Source organism: Streptomyces sp. LARHCF249 (assembly GCF_052871255.1).
On sequence record NZ_JBIXJQ010000011.1, the window covers coordinates 130,960 to 146,129 of the forward strand.

General features: G+C 72.7%; 12 protein-coding genes. 10 read left to right on the forward strand and 2 right to left on the reverse strand.

Going from position 1 to position 15,170, the window contains the following annotated elements:
- The first annotated feature begins 54 nt into the window (after positions 1–54).
- Both ACIPUC_RS28735 and ACIPUC_RS28740 read left to right on the forward strand, forming a co-directional pair.
- Complete coding sequence (locus ACIPUC_RS28735) at positions 55–726, forward strand: histone deacetylase (RefSeq protein WP_446593228.1); 672 nt, start codon at positions 55–57, stop codon at positions 724–726.
- Between the two features lie 192 nt (positions 727–918).
- Positions 919–1,851 (forward strand): helix-turn-helix domain-containing protein, encoded by a 933-nt coding sequence (locus ACIPUC_RS28740; RefSeq protein ID WP_446593387.1) that lies wholly within the window; start codon positions 919–921, stop codon positions 1,849–1,851.
- Between the two features lie 128 nt (positions 1,852–1,979).
- On the opposite strand, the gene ACIPUC_RS28745 is transcribed toward ACIPUC_RS28740, so the two are convergent.
- Together ACIPUC_RS28745 and ACIPUC_RS28750 are read right to left on the reverse strand one after the other, a co-directional pair.
- Positions 1,980–3,542, reverse strand: a complete 1,563-nt coding sequence (locus ACIPUC_RS28745) for an ice-binding family protein (protein ID WP_446593230.1) — start codon at positions 3,540–3,542, stop codon at positions 1,980–1,982.
- Between the two features lie 338 nt (positions 3,543–3,880).
- Positions 3,881–5,653 (reverse strand): dolichyl-phosphate-mannose--protein mannosyltransferase, encoded by a 1,773-nt coding sequence (locus ACIPUC_RS28750; RefSeq protein WP_446593232.1) that lies wholly within the window; start codon positions 5,651–5,653, stop codon positions 3,881–3,883.
- Positions 5,654–5,740: 87 nt separating this feature from the next.
- Between ACIPUC_RS28750 and rsmI the strand changes: the two genes are divergently transcribed.
- The 8 genes from rsmI to ACIPUC_RS28790 all read left to right on the forward strand — a co-directional run bounded on the left by rsmI (position 5,741) and on the right by ACIPUC_RS28790 (position 15,030).
- The gene (gene rsmI / locus ACIPUC_RS28755; RefSeq protein WP_446593233.1) at positions 5,741–6,649 is read left to right on the forward strand and encodes a 16S rRNA (cytidine(1402)-2'-O)-methyltransferase; all 909 of its coding nucleotides are present in this window, start codon (positions 5,741–5,743) and stop codon (positions 6,647–6,649) included.
- Between the two features lie 160 nt (positions 6,650–6,809).
- Positions 6,810–7,307, forward strand: a complete 498-nt coding sequence (locus tag ACIPUC_RS28760; RefSeq protein ID WP_446593234.1) for a hypothetical protein — start codon at positions 6,810–6,812, stop codon at positions 7,305–7,307.
- 10 nt (positions 7,308–7,317) lie between these two features.
- On the forward strand, positions 7,318–8,214 hold the full coding sequence (locus tag ACIPUC_RS28765) for a TatD family hydrolase (RefSeq protein ID WP_446593235.1): 897 nt from the start codon (positions 7,318–7,320) through the stop codon (positions 8,212–8,214).
- Positions 8,215–8,341: 127 nt separating this feature from the next.
- Positions 8,342–9,925 (forward strand): ubiquitin-like domain-containing protein, encoded by a 1,584-nt coding sequence (locus ACIPUC_RS28770; RefSeq protein WP_446593237.1) that lies wholly within the window; start codon positions 8,342–8,344, stop codon positions 9,923–9,925.
- Entirely contained in the window at positions 9,922–10,824 is a 903-nt protein-coding gene (gene rsmA, locus ACIPUC_RS28775) for a 16S rRNA (adenine(1518)-N(6)/adenine(1519)-N(6))-dimethyltransferase RsmA (RefSeq protein ID WP_446593238.1), read from the forward strand. The genes ACIPUC_RS28770 and rsmA overlap by 4 nt, the downstream gene beginning before the upstream one ends.
- The gene (locus ACIPUC_RS28780) at positions 10,821–11,729 is read left to right on the forward strand and encodes a 4-(cytidine 5'-diphospho)-2-C-methyl-D-erythritol kinase (RefSeq protein ID WP_446593240.1); all 909 of its coding nucleotides are present in this window, start codon (positions 10,821–10,823) and stop codon (positions 11,727–11,729) included. The genes rsmA and ACIPUC_RS28780 overlap by 4 nt, the downstream gene beginning before the upstream one ends.
- A gap of 141 nt (positions 11,730–11,870) precedes the next feature.
- Positions 11,871–13,193 (forward strand): acyltransferase family protein, encoded by a 1,323-nt coding sequence (locus ACIPUC_RS28785; RefSeq protein WP_446593242.1) that lies wholly within the window; start codon positions 11,871–11,873, stop codon positions 13,191–13,193.
- A 28-nt stretch (positions 13,194–13,221) separates the two neighbouring features.
- Positions 13,222–15,030, forward strand: coding sequence for an ABC-F family ATP-binding cassette domain-containing protein (locus ACIPUC_RS28790; RefSeq protein WP_446593244.1), 1,809 nt, complete (start codon positions 13,222–13,224; stop codon positions 15,028–15,030).
- Positions 15,031–15,170 lie beyond the last annotated feature (140 nt).

The following is a 15,170-nucleotide window of genomic DNA, read 5'->3' on the forward strand; positions in this document are numbered from 1 at the left end:
ATCGATGGCCGAAAAGGAGCGGTGAAAGGCGCGCAGGGCGGTATAGATCGCCCGATGAACGTCGTGCGCACGGTGGAAGCGGCCCGCATCGACATCGACGGGGCCGCGCCCGAACTGATCTGGTACACGTCCTACGGCTCGAACATGCACGCGGACCGGCTGGCCTGCTACCTCGCCGGCGGCACCCCGCCGGGCGCCGCACGCCGCTACCCCGGATGCCGCGACCGCCGCCCGCCGGCCCGCTCGGTGCCGGTCGAGCTGCCGGGGCGCCTGTACTTCGCCACGACGTCTCCCGTGTGGACGGGCGGCAGGGGCTTCTACGACCCGGCGGCGCCGGGACGCACCCGGGCCCGAGCCCACCTGGTGACGGCCCAGCAGTTCTCCGACATCGCCGCCCAGGAGATGTACCGGGAGCCGGGGGCCGACGTCGACCTGACCGAGGTCCTGCGTTCGGGACGGGACGAGTGGGGGCCCGGCCGGTACGAGACGCTGATCTGCTGCGGCGCCCTGGAGGGCGTCCCCGTGCTGACCTTCACCGCCCCCTGGGTCATGCACGACGTGGACTGGGTCAAGCCGTCCGCCCCGTACGTGAAGTACCTCGCGGCGGGCCTTCTGGAGTCCGGGGCCTGGACCGGCCGGTCCATCGCCGGCTACCTCGCGCGGTGTCCGGGCGCGGCCGGCCACTGGAGCGCGGCTCAGATCCTGGATCTCCTGACGGCCCCATGAGGTCCGCATGAAAAATTTGTACTGGAATGGGTCTATCCGCAGTGGAAAATATGGTCAGTGTGAATTCCTTTTGGAAGTGAAGGTGAGAAGTGTAGGAAGCGTCAGGGCGTTCTTCGCTCGGTGCGCGTCACCGTGCACGACACGGTGAAAGGGCGGAGCCGACCAGCCGCCGGCTGTGACAATCTGCTCGCCATGGCGAGGTCTTTTGAGCGAGGTAAACGGCCCGGTGTCAATGCCAATCCCACCGTCAGCAGGCGCCGGCTGGGGTCGGAGCTCCGTCGGCTCCGGGAGATCAGGGGCATGACGACGCCGCAGGTGGCCGAGAGCCTGCTGATCTCCCAGCCCAAGATCAGCCTCATGGAGAACGGCCGCCGCCTCATCAAGCCGCGCGACGTGCGCGATCTCTGCGGGCTGTACGGAGTCCAGGACCGGCGGCTCGTCGACCATCTGATGCAGCTGGCCAGGGAATCGGGGCAGCAGGGCTGGTGGAACACCTACGGCGATGTCCCGTACGGCGCCTACATCGGCCTGGAGGCCGAGGCCGCGGCGATCCGATGCTACGAGCCCCTGGTGATCCCCGGCCTGCTGCAGACCCCTGCCTACGCTCGGGCCGTCATTGCAGGAACGATCCCTCAGGCCGCCGCCGAGCAGGCCGCCACACGTCTCCAGGTACGGCTGCGGCGCCAGCACCGGCTGAGCGCCCCGGGCAACCCCCTGCGCTTATGGGCCGTACTGGACGAATCGGCACTCCGGCGCGTCGTGGGCAGCCGTGCGGTCATGCGCGAGCAGCTGGAGCATCTGACCCGCCTCGGGGCCCAGCCGCACATCACCCTGCAGGTTCTCCCCCACGACGTGGGGGCGCACCCTGGTGTCTCGGGACAGTTCGCGCTGCTCGAGTTCACCGACGCCGCCGACGTGAGCGTGGTGTATTTGGAAAGGTTCACCAGCGATCTCTATCTGGAGAAGCGATCCGACGTCAGGATCTACCGCGATATGTATGCGCACCTGCAGGCCGGGGCCCTGAGCCCGGACAGTACCCGGCATTTCATCAACGAAGCCATCGGGGTGTACGCCGGCACGGAATTCAGGCCAGGCGTCCGCGCGCCGTCCCAGCCGAATCCGTGAGCGCTGTGCGGCACGCATCCTGACATCGAGAACCGAGCCCCTGGACGACGTGTCCAGGGGCTCGGCTTCGGGCCCTGTCGAGACCGATCGGTCAGAGGCGTGAGGCTGTCACGCCTGCCATGTGCCGGCTAGTCCTGTCGAGTCCCTGTACCTCGGCGGGTTCTCTTCATCGTGAAGAGGGCCGAGCCTCCGACGAATGCCACCGCCGCCGCAAAGGCGGCCATGATCCCGGTCTCGCTGCTCGTGCCGGTAGCGGCGAGGTCGGGCGACGCCTCCTTCGGCTGCTGGCCGATGGTGGCGCTCACGGGGGCGAAGTTGACGCTCTTGGCCGTGTGGCCGGGGAGCGCGTGGCCCAGAGCATCGTCGAGGCCGCCCGGCAGGAAGTCGGCCCACGGAGGCTTGCCCTGGTCGTGGTTGTCGTGACCGTGGCCGGGGTTGCCCTGATCGTGGTCGTCGGGACCGCCGTGCTCGCCCTCGTCGCCCTCGTCGTGGCCGGGGTGGCCGTGGCCGTGATCGCCCGCGTCACCGTTTTCGCCCTTGTCGCCGCGGGGCCCCGTGGGCCCTGCGGGTCCGGTGGGTCCGACGGGTCCAGCAGAACCGGTGGGGCCGGCAGGTCCGGCGGAACCGGTGGGCCCGGGCGAACCCGTCGGGCCGGGCGAGCCGTCCGGACCAGGCGAGCCGGTCGGGCCGGGCGAACCCGTCGCGCCGGGGCTGCCGGTCGGGCCGGGGGCGCCGTCCGGGCCGGGGCTGCCGGTCGGGCCAGGCGAACCCGTCGGGCCGGGCGAGCCGGTCGGGCCGGGTTCGCCGGTGGGGCCGGGGCTGCCGGTCGGGCCGGGTTCGCCGGTCGGGCCGGGGCTGCCGGTCGGGCCAGGTGAGCCGGTCGGGCCGGGTTCGCCGGTCGGTCCGGTAGGCCCGGTCGGCCCAACAGGACCAGTGGCGCAGGTCGGCACCGTAATGGTGTTGTCGTCCAGCGTGACCGCGCCCTCACGCGCCAGGGCGCGGCCTTCGACGTCGGCGTTGTTGTTCAGCGTGATGGACTGCAGGGCCAGGATGGTGCCCTTGAAGTCGGTGGTCGTGCCGAGGGTGGCGGAGCTGCCCACCTGCCAGAACACGTTGCAGGCACTTGCTCCGTTGATGAGTTCCACGGAACTCGACGAAGCCGTGGTCAGGGTCGAGGGGATCCGGAAGATGAAGACGGCGTTGGGGTCGTTCTGGCCGTCAAGTGTGACCGTCCCGGTGAGTTGGATGAACGACGGGGCCGTGTAGACGCCGGGCGCCAGCGTCAGTCCGCCGATCTCGGACGAAGCGAGCGTGGTCCCGGGTCCCCGGCCTGCCGCGTCGTCGTAGGCGACGATGAGGTCTTCCTTTGCCCGACCTGCGGCGGCGTTGGGGAAGACGCGCGTCACTCCGTTGACGATGCCGGGCGGGAAGCCGGTCACCGACGTACCCGGATAGAGCCCCAGGTCGCCGTTGATGACGGTTGCATTCGTGTTGGTGACCGTCGAACCGGCCAGGACCCCGTAACTGGCGGTGGTCCCCAGCAGCACGGGGGATTCTGCGGCGTAGGCGAGGGTTGGTACCAGGGTGACCGCCGCCAGGAACGCTGCGGGGAGCAGGGCAAAGGCTCCCCGTTTGAACAGCGTGAGTTGAGGGCTGTCGGGTGGAGCCGACCGGAGGACATCCAATGCCATTGCAGGACCTTTCTTGTTGCTGTTCAGAGCCGCCGGCCCGCTGCCTGCACCGACACGCAGGCCCACCCCGAGCAGGGACGCGGATCCGCACCGCGCCAGAGGAGGTGATGGGTCGTCACGCGGGAGCATTCCCGCATATTTCACAGCAATAGACAGCAAATCGGAAAAAGCGTCTGCATGAGTGACGTGGCATCAGAAAAGCGAACACCTCGTACGCCTGTGTGTACTCGTTGCATCGCCGAAGCGGTGTCACAGCCTCATCCGGCCCGCCGGCAACGACGACGACCCCGGCGCGGGTGAGCGCCGGGGCCGTCGTATCGGGCCTTTCTGTCGGGTCGCTAGACCCAGGTGTCCAGCCACATCCGGGCCCGCCACGAGTCCATCGGCAGGGTCTGGCCCGTGAAGATCGGCCAGAAGTAGATGAAGTTCCACACGATCAGCAGGACCAGGACCCCGGCCCCGATCGCGCCCAGCGTCCGCCGCCGCTCGCTCGATCCGGCCGGGCCCAGCAGGGCCCCGATCATCATCGCCACCGCCAGGCACAGGTACGGGACGAAGACCACCGCGTAGAAGAAGAAGATGGTCCGCTCCTGGTAGTTGAACCAGGGCAGCAGGCCGGCGCCCAGCGCGCACGCGATCGCCCCCGCCCGCCAGTCGCGGCGGAAGAACCACCGCCACAGCACGTACAGCAGGGCGAAGCAGCCCGCCCACCACAGCAGCGGAGTGCCCAGCGCCAGCACCTCGCGGGCGCACTTGCCGGCCTCCGTCGCCGGGCAGCCGTCGGTGCCGGGCTCGGGGGACTCGTAGAAGTACGACACGGGCCGTCCCAGGACCAGCCAGCTCCACGGGTTCGACTCGTAGGTGTGGCCCGAGGTCAGGCCGACGTGGAACTTGTACACCTCGGTCTCGTAGTGCCACAGGCTGCGCAGCCACTCCGGGAGGAACGACAGCGCGCTGCCCTGGTCGTGCTTGGCGGCCCAGTCGCGCAGGTAGCCGCCCTTGCCGTTGTCCGGGCTGAGGATCCAGCCCGACCACGAGGCCACGTACGTCACCACCGCGACCGGGACCGTGGACAGGAACCCGGGCAGCGCGTCGCGGCGCAGCATCGCCGCGTACGGGGCGCCCGCGCCCGCCGTCCGCCGTGCGGCGGCGTCCCACAGCACGGTGAGGATGCCGAAGAACGCCAGGACGACGAAGCCGTTCCACTTCGTGCCCGCGGCCAGACCCAGACAGACCCCCGCCAGGATCCGGTACGGGCGCCACCCCAGCCGCAGCGTCTCGGCGATCTTCACGTCGGGCCGGGTCCGGCCCTCGTCGTCCACCGGGAGCGCGTCCGCGAGCCGGGCCCGGACCCTGTCCCGGTCGATGAGCAGCGCCCCGAAGGCGGCCAGCACGAAGAACATCAGCACCAGGTCGAGCAGCGCCGTGCGGCTCATCACCAGGTGCAGGCCGTCCACCGCGAGCAGCGCCCCCGCCAGGCAGCCCAGGAAGGTCGAACGGAACAGGCGCCGCCCGATCCGGCACAGCATCAGCACGGAGAGGGTGCCGAGCACGGCGGTCATGAACCGCCAGCCGAAGGGGGTGAGGCCGAACATCCACTCGCCGAGCCCGATGACCCACTTGCCGACGGGCGGGTGCACGACGTACCCCGGGTCCAGCGGGAGGGGGACCGAGCCGGGGTCGGCGAGGATCGACTTGTCGATGTCCTTGGGCCAGCTCGCCTCGTAGCCCTGCTTGATCGTGGCCCAGGCGTCCTTGGCGTAGTACGTCTCGTCGAATATCACCGCCTTCGGGCTGCCCAGGTGCACGAACCGCAGCGCCCCGGCGACGAGCGCCACCAGCAGCGGCCCCGCCCACGCCGCGATCCGCTGCCAGGTGCCCCACACATGCTGCGGCAGCCCGAAGGTCATCCACAGCTGGGCGGACGGCTGGGCGTACGGGGGCACCAGGCGGGCGCGCACGTCGCCGCTCCCCGCCCCGGCACCGGCGCGCGGCGTATAGCCGAAGGCGCGCAGCCGGCGCAGCCAGGTGGACGGCTCTTCTTCGCGTCCCGCCGGCGGGGCGGGCGGGGCCCCCGCGGGGCTGGGCGGCGGCGTCGCGGTCTTGGTCACCGGCACATCGTAGGGAACGGATCTGTGGGAACCCCAGCAGCGGGGGCGTACGGACGCGGGACCGGGCGGGACTGAGAGGATGGGCGGGTGACCACTGACCAGCCCCGCGGTACCGAGCCCAGCTCTCAGCCAACCTCTGCGCCAGGAGTCCTCGTACTCGCCGGCACCCCCATCGGCGACCTCACGGACGCCCCGCCGCGGCTCGCGGCGGAGCTGGAGCGGGCCGACGTGATCGCCGCCGAGGACACCAGGCGGCTGCGCCGGCTGACCCAGGGGCTGGGCGTGCACACCACCGGGCGCGTCCTGTCGTACTTCGAGGGCAACGAGTCCGCGCGCACCCCCGAGCTGGTCGAGGCCCTCCAGAACGGCAAGCGGGTCCTGCTGGTCACCGACGCCGGCATGCCCTCGGTGTCCGACCCCGGCTACCGGCTGGTCGCCGCCGCCGTCGAGAAGGACATCAAGGTCACCGCCGTCCCCGGGCCGTCCGCGGTGCTCACCGCGCTGGCCATGTCCGGACTGCCGGTGGACCGCTTCTGCTTCGAGGGGTTCCTGCCGCGCAAGGCGGGCGAGCGCCTCGGCCGGCTCCGCGAGGTCGAGGCCGAGCGGCGCACGCTCGTCTACTTCGAGGCCCCGCACCGGCTCGACGACACCCTGGCCGCCATGGCCGAGGTGTTCGGCGCCGAGCGCCGCGCCGCCGTGTGCCGCGAGCTGACCAAGACGTACGAGGAGGTCAAGCGCGGCGGGCTCGGTGAACTGGCGGCCTGGGCCGCCGAGGGCGTCCGCGGAGAGATCACCATCGTCGTGGAGGGCGCCCCGGCGGCCGCCCCCGGCGACGTGGACGACGAGGAGCTGGTGCGCAGGGTGCGCGTGCGCGAGGAGGCGGGGGAGCGGCGCAAGGAGGCCATCGCCGCGGTCGCCGCCGAGGCCGGGGTACCCAAGCGCGAGGTGTTCGACGCCGTCGTCGCGGCAAAGAACGCGGCACAAAAGGTGCCGTAAGTCGGTAAAGGGCTAACCTGAAAGGCAAAGCTCAGACCGCGCACCGGGCGCTTTGGGCATGAGCCGCCCAAGGTTCGTCCAACAACAGACAGGGCCTGATGCGCTCCCGCCCGAAGAGGCGTCCACTGGCCATGGCACCAGTGGAACAAGAGGAGCTGGCATGAGTGAGACCGCTGACACCCCGGTAACCGTGACCGCGCCCGGGGCACCCGGCACACCCGTCGGCGCCCCGGTGCAGACGGTGCACGAGGCGTACTCCTTCGCCTGCATGAGGTGCGCGTACGCCTGGGAGCAGGCCTACGACATCGAGCACCACGTGGACGGCAAGGGCGAGCCGTTCATCATGTACAAGGTCGACGGCGAGCGGGTGCCGTCCCCGCTGTCCAACCCGACCTGCCACAACTGCGGCAGCCACGTGGTCCGGATCATGCGCGCCGGCCAGGTCTCCTCCGTCCTCGGCATGCTCGACGAGCTCTACCACCACCGCATCGCACCGGGGATCGCCGGACCCGTCCCGGCGGGCGCGAACGTCCCCCGGCCCCCCAAGCCGCACAAGGCGCCCCCGGCGCACGACGCCCCCGGACCCGTCCTCATCGACGAGGCCGAGAAGAACCCGGGCCTCCTCTCCCGCCTGCTGGGGATCTTCCGCCGGTCATAAGATCGGCCGTATGAGCACTTCGCCAGCCTCGTCCTCCAAAGCCTCCAAGGACGCACCGCCACCGCTGCCCGAACCCCTTCGGGTGGCGGTGGCGGACTCGCACACCCACCTGGACATGCAGTCCGGAACCGTCGAGGAGGGCCTCGCGAAGGCCGCCTCGGTGGGCGTGACCACGGTCGTCCAGGTCGGCTGCGACGTGAAGGGCTCCCGCTGGGCCGCCGAGACGGCCGCCGCGTACGAGAACGTCCACGCGGCCGTGGCCCTGCACCCGAACGAGGCCCCCCGGATCGTGCACGGAGACCCCGACGGCTGGTCCCGCCAGGGAGCCAGGACCGGCGGCGGAGAGGCCGCGCTCGACGAGGCGCTGGCCGAGATCGAGGCCCTGGCCGCGCTGGACCACGTCAAGGCGGTCGGCGAGACCGGACTGGACTACTTCCGCACCGGGCCGGAGGGGATGGCCGCGCAGGAGCGTTCCTTCCGCGCCCACATCGAGATCGCCAAGCGCCAGGGCAAGGCCCTCGTGATCCACGACCGCGACGCCCACGCGGACGTGCTGCGCGTGCTGCGCGAGGAAGGCGCGCCGGAGCCCACCGTCTTCCACTGCTACTCGGGGGACGCCGACATGGCGCGGGAGTGCGCCGCCGCCGGTTACTACATGTCCTTCGCCGGAACGGTCACCTTCAAGAACGCGGCTCCGCTGCGCGAGGCCCTGGCCGTGGCACCCCTGGAGCTGGTGCTCGTCGAGACGGACGCCCCGTACCTGACCCCGGCGCCGTACCGCGGACGGCCCAACGCCCCGTACCTCATTCCGCTGACGGTACGGGCGATGGCGGCGGTCCGCGGCATCGACGAGGACGCGATGGCCACCGCGCTGGCGGCCAACACGGCGCGCGCCTTCGCCTACTGACCGCGCGCCCGCCACCCCCGGCCGGACGACACGCTGTGTAGTCGTCCGGCTTTGGTGCGTGACGACTCCTCCGCTATGGTGCCGTGCCCGAACCAGCGGGCGGCGGAACACCAGTGGAGCGAGCGTCGTGAGCGATACGCAGGGCAGTCACCGCCGTGGCGGTCCCGTTCCGGGGCCGTACGAGCCCACCCTCCCGGCCTGGCCCCCCGGTGCGGACGCGGCGTGGGAGCCCGCGCCGGGCGTCCCCGCCCCGCGCGCCGACCACCGCCCCTCCCGCCGCCGGGCCCGCGGCCAGGCAGCCGCCGAAACCGTGCCGGAGCCCGACCCGACCGGGTCCGGCCGCCGCCCGGACGCCGGGCGGGCCCCCGCAGGACCCGGGGCCCCGCCCCCCGCCGTGCCGGGCACCGGCCGCCGCCGGAGCCCGGCAGCCGGCTCCGTGGCCACGGCCCCCACCGTGCCGGGACCCGGGCGGCGGCGCGGCCCGGCGGCCGAGACGCCGGGCTCCGCGGCCCCGCCCGGGACCGGCCGCCGCCGGAGCGGGGAGCCCGCCGTCCTCCTGGCCCCCGCCGGCCCCGGCACCGGCCGCCGACGGGCCGCAGCCGTACCCGCGCCCACCCCCGGAGGGACCTGGCGGCGCATGGTGCCGCAGGCCCTGGTCGTCGCCTTCCTCGCCGGCGGCACCACCGCCTTCGTCGCCGCCGACAAGGCGGTACGGCTCACCGTCGACGGGGTCCCGCGCACCCTGCACACCTTCGCCGACGACGTCGACGAACTCCTCGCCTCCGAAGGCCTCGACGTCGGACCCCACGACCTCGTCGCCCCCGCCCCCGGCGAACCCCTCGACGACGGCGAACAGGTCGTCGTCCGCTACGGCCGCCCCCTGCGCCTGACCCTCGACGGGCAGCAGCGCCAGGTGTGGACCACCGCCCGCACCGTCGAGGGCGCGCTGCGCCAGTTCGGCATCCGCGCCGAGGGCGCCTACCTCTCCGCACCGCGCACCGCCCCCGTCCCGCGCGCCGGGCTGGCCCTGAGCGTCCGCACCGAACGCAGCGTCACCTTCATGGCCGACGGCCGCGAACGCACCATCCGCACCAACGCCGCCACCGTCCATGAGGCCCTCGACCAGGCCGGCATCACCCTGAACGGGCAGGACACCACCTCCGTACCGCCCACCGCCTTCCCGCGCGACGGCCAGACCATCACCGTGCTGCGCATCACCGGCACCCGCGAGGTCCGCGAGGAGCGCATCCCGTACGCGACGCAGAAGGTCAGGGACGACACCCTCTTCGCCGGCACCGAGGTCGTCGAGCGGGCCGGCCGGCCCGGGGCCCGCCGGGTCACGTACAGCCTGCGCACCGTCAACGGGGTCCGCCAGAAGCCCCGCCGCATCGCGGAGGAGACCGTCCGAGAGCCCGTCACCCAGCTCGTCAAGGTCGGAACGAAGCCGCTGCCGACGTCCGTCTCCGGCGCCGACGGCCTCAACTGGGGGGCCCTCGCCCAGTGCGAATCGGGCGGCCGCCCCTCGGCCACCGACCCCTCGGGCACGTACGGCGGCCTCTACCAGTTCGACGTACGGACCTGGCAGAGCCTCGGCGGCACCGGCCGCCCCCAGGACGCGCCCGCCGGGGAACAGACGTACCGGGCGAAGAAGCTCTACGTGCAGCGGGGGGCGAGTCCGTGGCCGCACTGCGGCCGTAGGCTTAGCGGGTGAGCACCGCAGAGCAGCAGCCCAACGAGCACCCTTCCGACGCCCTCCTCGGGCCGGCCGACATCCGGGAACTGGCGGCCGCACTCGGTGTGCGCCCGACCAAGCAGAAGGGGCAGAACTTCGTCATCGACGCCAACACGGTGCGCCGGATCGTGCGCACCGCCGAGGTGCGGCCGGACGACGTGGTGGTCGAGGTCGGCCCCGGCCTGGGCTCGCTGACGCTCGCGCTGCTGGAGGCCGCCGACCGGGTCACCGCCGTCGAGATCGACGACATCCTCGCGGCGGCGCTGCCCGCCACCATCGAGGCCCGGATGCCCGAGCGCAAGGACCGCTTCGCGCTGGTCCACTCCGACGCGATGCTGGTGACCGAGCTGCCCGGCCCGGCGCCGACCGCGCTCGTGGCGAACCTGCCGTACAACGTGGCCGTGCCGGTGCTGCTGACCATGCTCGACCGGTTCCCCACCATCGAGCGGACCCTGGTGATGGTGCAGGCGGAGGTCGCCGACCGGCTCGCCGCCGAACCCGGCAACAAGGTCTACGGGGTGCCCTCCGTCAAGGCCAACTGGTACGCGCACGTCAAGCGCGCCGGGGCCATCGGCCGCAAGGTGTTCTGGCCCGCGCCGAACGTCGACTCCGGGCTGGTCTCGCTGGTGCGGCGGGCGGAGCCGATCAAGACCACCGCCTCGAAGGCGGAGGTCTTCGCGGTCGTGGACGCGGCCTTCGCGCAGCGCCGCAAGACGCTGCGCGCGGCGCTGGCCGGCTGGGCCGGGTCGGCGGCGGGAGCCGAGGCGGCGCTGGTCGCCGCCGGAGTCTCGCCGCAGGCGCGCGGTGAGTCGCTGACGGTCGAGGAGTTCGCCGCGATCGCCGAGCACAAGCCCGAGGCGCAGAGGCCGGCGCTGTGAGCTCCCGTACGAGCGTGACCGTACGCGTCCCCGCGAAGGTCAACGTCCAGCTGGCGGTGGGCGCGGCGCGCCCCGACGGCTTCCACGACCTGGCGAACGTCTTCCTCGCCGTCTCCTTGTTCGACGAGGTCACGGCGACGGCGGCGGACGAGCTGACCGTGACCTGCGCGGGTCCGGACGCCGACCAGGTGCCGCTGGACCGCACCAACCTCGCGGCGCGCGCGGCCGAGATCCTGGCGGCGCGCAACGGTCTCGCCCCCTCGGTCCACCTCCACATCGCGAAGAACATCCCGGTCGCGGGCGGCATGGCGGGCGGCAGCGCGGACGGGGCGGCGGCGCTGCTGGCCTGCGACACCCTGTGGGGGCTGGGCACACCGCGCGCCGAACTGCTCGACATCTGCGCGGAGCTGGGCAGCGACGTGCCGTTCAGCCTGGTCGGCGGGGCGGCGCTCGGCACCGGGCGCGGCGAACTGCTGACCCCGGTGGACGCGGGGGCGTTCCACTGGGTGTTCGCGGTGGCCGACGGCGGCCTGTCGACCCCGGCCGTCTTCCGGGAGTTCGACCGGCTCACGGCCGGTACGGGGATCCCGGAGCCGGTTGCCTCGCCGGCCCTGCTGGCGGCCCTGGCCTCGGGGGATCCGGACGTGCTGGCGCCTGTCCTGGCCAACGATCTCCAGGCGGCCGCGCTGTCGCTGCGGCCCGCGCTGGCCGCGACGCTGGCGGCCGGCAGGGAAGCCGGGGCGCTGGCCGCGCTGGTCTCCGGGTCCGGCCCGACGACGGCCTTCCTGGTCCGGGACGCGGAGGCCGCCGCCAAGGTGGCCGCCGCCCTGGAGGCCTCGGGCACCTGCCGTGCCACTCGCGCGGCCTCGTCCCCGGCCCCGGGCGCCACGGTCCTGCCGTCCTGACCCCGCGCCGCCGTCGCCGGGGGCGGGAGCCGGGGGCGGGAGCCGGGCGGAGCCCCGGTAGCGGCCCGCACCGGGTACCTAGCCGGGAGTTGAGTATGTGCGCCCTGCCGGGAGACGCCCCGCGGCGGCGACCGTAGGGCCATGACAGTCAGCGCACGCGCCATGGCCGCAGCCACGCCCGCCACGCGGGACCGGTACGTCGACCTCTTGAGGGTCGCCTCGCTCGGGACCGTCGTGCTCGGGCACTGGCTGATGGCCGTCGTCAGCGGCGACGGCATCGGGAATCTGCTCGCGGTCCTGCCCGGGCTCCAGGTGCTCACCTGGGGGCTCCAGGTCATGCCCGTCTTCTTCTTCGTCGGCGGGTTCTCGCACGCGCTGTCCTACCGCTCACTCGCCCGGCGCTCCGACCGGCCCCTCTACGCCGTCTTTCTGCGGGCCCGGCTCCGGCGGCTGCTCCGGCCCACCCTCGTGTTCGTCCTCGTCTGGGCCGCCGCCGCGTTCGCCGTGCAGCTCGCCGGGCGGGGCGCGGGCGGGCTGAGCGGGGCCGCGCTGCGGCTGGTCACCCAGCCGCTGTGGTTCATCGGGATCTACCTCGCGATGGTCGCCTTCACCCCCCTGCTGCTCACGCTGCACGAGCGCCACGGCTGGGCCGCCTTCGCGGGGCTGGCCGGCGCGGCCGCCGCCGTCGACGCGCTGCGCTTCGCGCTCGGGGTCCCGTACGTGGAGTTCCTCAACTTCGCCTTCGTCTGGCTCGCCGTCCACCAGCTGGGCTTCCTGCGCGCCGACGGCCGGATCCGCCGGCCCGCCGCACTGGCCGCCGCCGGGCTCGCCGGGGCGGTCCTGCTCGTCGCGTACGGCCCGTACCCGCTGTCCATGGTCGGGATGCCGGGCGAGAAGGTGTCCAACATGGCCCCGCCGACCCTCGCGCTGCTCGCGCACGGCATGTGGCTCGTCGGCGCCGTCCAGCTGCTGGCCCGGCCCGCCACCGCCTGGCTCGCCCGCCCCCGCGTCTGGCGGGGCGTGGTCGCCGCCAACGGGATCGCCATGACCGCCTTCCTCTGGCACCTCACCGCGATGCTCGGCGTGTACGGGGCCCAGCTCGCCCTGGGCGTCCCGCTCCCCGAGCCCGCGAGCGCCGCCTGGTGGGCGCAGGTTCCCGTACGGATCCTGCTCGCCGCCGCGCTGACCGGCGTACTCGTCGCCCTCTTCCGGCGCTTCGAAGCCCCCGGCGGAGCCGCCGCCACGGCCCCCGGCAGCGGCCCCCGCGCCGCCCTCGGCATCGCCCTGTGCCTGCTCGGCATCCTCGGCCTGTCGATGACCGGTCTCGGCGGCCTGCTCGAGGGGCACAGCGCCACGCTGATAGCCCTCCCGGTCACCGCCCCGGCCGCGATCGGCATGGCCCTGGGCGGCTGGCTCCTCGTGGAACGGTCCGGCACGGCCCGGAGGGTTAGGCTGAGGGGCTGATCCACACCCTTTCCCTGGAGCGCGTCTGATGGCCGTCAATCTGGTCAATGTCGAGGCAGTCAGCAAGGTGTACGGCACACGTACCCTGCTCGACGGCATCTCCCTCGGCGTGTCCGAGGGAGACCGGATCGGTGTCGTCGGCCGCAACGGCGACGGCAAGACCACCCTCATCCGGATGCTCGCCAAGCTGGAGGAGCCCGACAGCGGTCGGGTCACCCAGTCCGGCGGCCTGCGCATGGGCGTGCTCACCCAGCACGACTCCCTCGACCCGGCGGCCACCATCCGCCACGAGATCATCCGGGACATGGCCGACCACGAGTGGGCCGGCAACGCCAAGATCCGCGACGTGCTGACCGGCCTGTTCGGCGGGCTCGACCTGCCCGGCTTCGGGCAGGGCCTCGACACCGTCATCGGCCCGCTCTCCGGCGGCGAGCGCCGCCGCATCGCGCTCGCCCAGCTGCTCATCGCCGACCAGGACATCCTCGTCCTCGACGAGCCCACCAACCACCTCGACGTCGAGGGCATCTCCTGGCTGGCCAAGCACCTCCAGGAGCGCCGCTCCGCGCTGGTCTGCGTCACCCACGACCGCTGGTTCCTCGACCAGGTCTGCACCCGCATGTGGGACGTGCAGCGCGGTGAGGTGCACGAGTACGAGGGCGGCTACAGCGACTACGTCTTCGCCCGCGCCGAGCGCGAGCGCATCGCCGCCACCGAGGAGCAGAAGCGGCAGAACCTGATGCGCAAGGAGCTGGCCTGGCTGCGCCGCGGCGCCCCCGCGCGCACCTCCAAGCCCCGCTACCGCATCGAGGCCGCCAACGAGCTGATCGCCGACGTGCCGCCGCCGCGCGACCGGTCGGAGCTGATGCGCTTCGCCAACGCCCGTCTCGGCAAGACCGTGTTCGAGCTGGAGGACGTGACCGTCCAGGCCGGTCCCAAGACCCTCCTCAAGCACCTCACCTGGCACCTGGGCCCCGGCGACCGCATCGGACTCGTCGGCGTCAACGGCGCCGGCAAGACCTCCCTGCTGCGCGCCCTCGCCGAGGCCGCCCGCACCCAGGGCGAGGCCCAGCCCGCCGCGGGCAAGGTCTCCGTCGGCAAGACCGTCAAGCTGGCCTACCTCTCCCAGGAGGTCGGCGAACTCGACCCGTCGCTGCGCGTACTGGAGGCCGTCCAGCGCGTCCGCGACCGGGTCGACCTCGGCAAGGGCCGCGAGATGACGGCGGGCCAGCTGTGCGAGCAGTTCGGCTTCACCAAGGAGAAGCAGTGGACGCCGGTCGGCGACCTCTCCGGCGGTGAGCGGCGCCGGCTGCAGATCCTGCGCCTGCTGATGGACGAGCCGAACGTGCTCTTCCTCGACGAGCCCACCAACGACCTCGACATCGAGACCCTGACCCAGCTGGAGGACCTCCTCGACAGCTGGCCGGGTTCGATGATCGTGATCTCCCACGACCGGTTCTTCATCGAGCGCACCACCGACACGGTGATGGCGCTGCTCGGCGACGCGAGCCTGCGGATGCTGCCGCGCGGCCTGGACGAGTACCTCGAACGCCGTCAGCGGATGATCGAGGCGGCCGCCCCGGCGCCCGCCCCGCCCGCCGCGGCCGCCGCGAAGTCCACCACCTCCTCCGGGGACTCCCGCGCCGCGAAGAAGGAGCTCCAGAAGATCGAGCGGCAGCTGAACAAGCTCTCCGACCGCGAGAGCAACCTGCACGCGCAGATCGCCGAGAACTCCACCGACTACGACAAGGTCGCCAAGCTCGACGCCGAGCTGCGGGAACTGCTCTCGGAGCGCGACGACTTGGAGATGCGCTGGCTGGAGCTGGCCGAGGAGGCGTAGCCTCGGCTCCGCCCGCGCGGCCAACTGGCCGGATAACGACGTCATCACGGCCCGGTCCGCCCTTGGGAACAGGGGGCGGACCGGCCCGGCACAAGGCCTGCGCGAGTGATAGAAAGGTCATCTTCCCCGACCCCTGACTT